General features: G+C 43.0%; 3 protein-coding genes and 1 pseudogene. All 4 read left to right on the forward strand.

What is annotated here, in order from left to right:
- Positions 1–1,030: TRAP transporter substrate-binding protein (locus tag ACP45E_RS17340; RefSeq protein ID WP_069585324.1), on the forward strand; the 1,030-nt coding region annotated here is incomplete at its 5' end.
- Between the two features lie 329 nt (positions 1,031–1,359).
- Positions 1,360–1,632 (forward strand): type B 50S ribosomal protein L31, encoded by a 273-nt coding sequence (locus ACP45E_RS17345; protein ID WP_017036443.1) that lies wholly within the window; start codon positions 1,360–1,362, stop codon positions 1,630–1,632.
- Positions 1,632–1,775 carry a type B 50S ribosomal protein L36 gene (ykgO, locus tag ACP45E_RS17350; protein WP_083188612.1) on the forward strand — a complete coding sequence of 48 codons (144 nt, stop codon included), beginning with the start codon at positions 1,632–1,634 and terminating at the stop codon, positions 1,773–1,775. Before ACP45E_RS17345 ends, ykgO begins: the two co-directional genes overlap by 1 nt.
- A gap of 298 nt (positions 1,776–2,073) precedes the next feature.
- Positions 2,074–2,199: pseudogene (locus tag ACP45E_RS17355) on the forward strand (AraC family transcriptional regulator); the annotation flags it as partial.

Raw genomic sequence — 2,199 nt, forward strand, 5'->3', positions numbered from 1 at the left:
TGCGGCTTTATCCCTGTCAGCCAACGCCGCCGAAAAAGTATATCGCCTTAAGCTCGCTGAAACATGGGGGCCGAACACACCAATTTTAGGCGATGCCAGTAAGAATATGGCAAAGCTTGCCAATGAAATGTCGAATGGCCGTCTTGAAATACGCATCGACTCCGCCAACAAGCACAAAGCCCCACTGGGTGTTTTTGATATGGTGAAGTCTGGCCAATATGATCTCGGCCACTCAAGTTCTTACTATTGGAAAGGTAAAGTGCCTAACACACTTTACTTCTCTTCAATGCCCTTTGGCATGATGACCACCGAACAATATGCCTGGTTCTATCAAGGCGGTGGCATGGAGCTCATGCAAGAAGTCTATGCACCTCATAATTTACTGTCGTTTCCTGGTGGTAACTCAGACATTCAGATGGGTGGCTGGTTTAAGAAAGAAATAAACTCGATTGATGATTTGCAAGGCCTGAAGATGCGTATTCCAGGGTTTGCCGGTGAAGTCTTTGCTCGTGTCGGGGCAAAACCAACCAATATTGCACCGGGAGAGCTTTATACGTCTTTAGAGCGAGGAACCATTGATGCACTCGAATGGGTAGGGCCAGCGTTTGATCTTCGTATGGGCTTCCAAAACATTGCGCCATATTACTATACGGCTTGGCATGAGCCAGGCTCAGAAACTCAATTTCTTGTGAACCAGAAAACATGGGATAAATTACCAAAAGATCTTCAGGTAATATTGGAAACCTCCTTCCGTGTTGCGGCTTTTGACATGTACACACAAGCCATCGACGCCAACGCAAGAAGTTGGGAAAAAATGCTGATTGAAAACCCTGATATTAAAGTTCGTGATTTTCCACCAGCGGTGCTAGACAGAATGAAACAAGAAAAGGAAATTCTGTTGAAAGAGTTAGCAGCCAACGATCCTTTAGCGAAGAAAATCATCGATTCTCAAGCTGACTACTTGAAGAAAGTACGCGCTTGGACAGACATTTCAACCAAAGCTTATTTAAACAGTAGCCAAGTAGACTAATTCTTGACCTGAATGAATCAAACATAAAAGACAACAATGCCAGAAAGCTCAATAAGACTTTCTGGCATTTTTTTGCTCTTCATTTCTCATGCTCACCCTAAAACAATAACGCATAAAAAGATGGACCTCGGAGCGAGTCAGTGTGTCAGATTTTCGTCATCAAGTCGGAAAGCGTGCTTCTATTTCCTCGCCGTTATTTTTTAGTCAATGTAAAAAACACTGGCAATCGTTATTGATAATTATTATCATTAGTTATGTTATAACATCACACAAACAGTGATAAACACCCAGAGCAACCACAAAGAAATTAAAGACGAATAAGGATTGAAATGAAACCAGGCATTCACCCTAGCTACCGCACCGTCGTTTTCCATGACACGAGTGTCGATAAGTATTTTCTAGTAGGTTCCACTCTGGAAACCACAAGAACCATTGATTGGGAAGATGGACAAACCTACCCATACATGACCATCGAAGTCTCTTCTGACTCACACCCCTTCTATACAGGCAAGCAGAGAGTGGTTCATACAGAAGGTCGCGTTGCTAACTTTAGCCGTAAGTTCGGTAACTTAGGCGGCTTAAAATCAGGGGATGATAAATAATGAAAGTACTCAGCTCATTAAAAAGCGCTAAATTACGCCACCGCGATTGTCAGGTCGTCAAGCGCAAGGGGCGAATTTACGTAATTTGTAAAACCAACCCACGATTTAAAGCCGTTCAAGGAAAGGCCAAAAAGAAAAAGTAGCAACAAATGTTGCTCTAGTTGGGGGATATTCACCAAGCCCCCATACCTCTAATCCTCCGCCTCATCGTGTACCTCAGAAGTGTTATTCGCTCAATAATCTCACCAAAACCGCAAGTTTGTACAAAAATAAGATCCCTCATTACGTTATGATACTTTAGCGTTAAGATACTTTGGCGTTAAGATCCCGTCACACTAAAGTACAGTTACGTTAAGATAACGCTACGTTAAACAAGATTAAGAATATCGAACTGGTTTATCTCGTTCGAGTGACACTAAGCTAGGACGAGTTGAGGTTCCATTGCCAACCAAAGAATTGCCAACCAAAGAAAATGCACAAATCCAATTAGCCAACGAGTTGGGTGGACTCGAGTTCTTACAAGCACGTTACCATCGTCAGAATTTCTCCCGCCACAGTCACGCAGGC

The organism is Vibrio genomosp. F10 str. 9ZD137, assembly GCF_049974785.1.
In the GTDB taxonomy this organism is placed as follows: Bacteria; Pseudomonadota; Gammaproteobacteria; order Enterobacterales; family Vibrionaceae; genus Vibrio.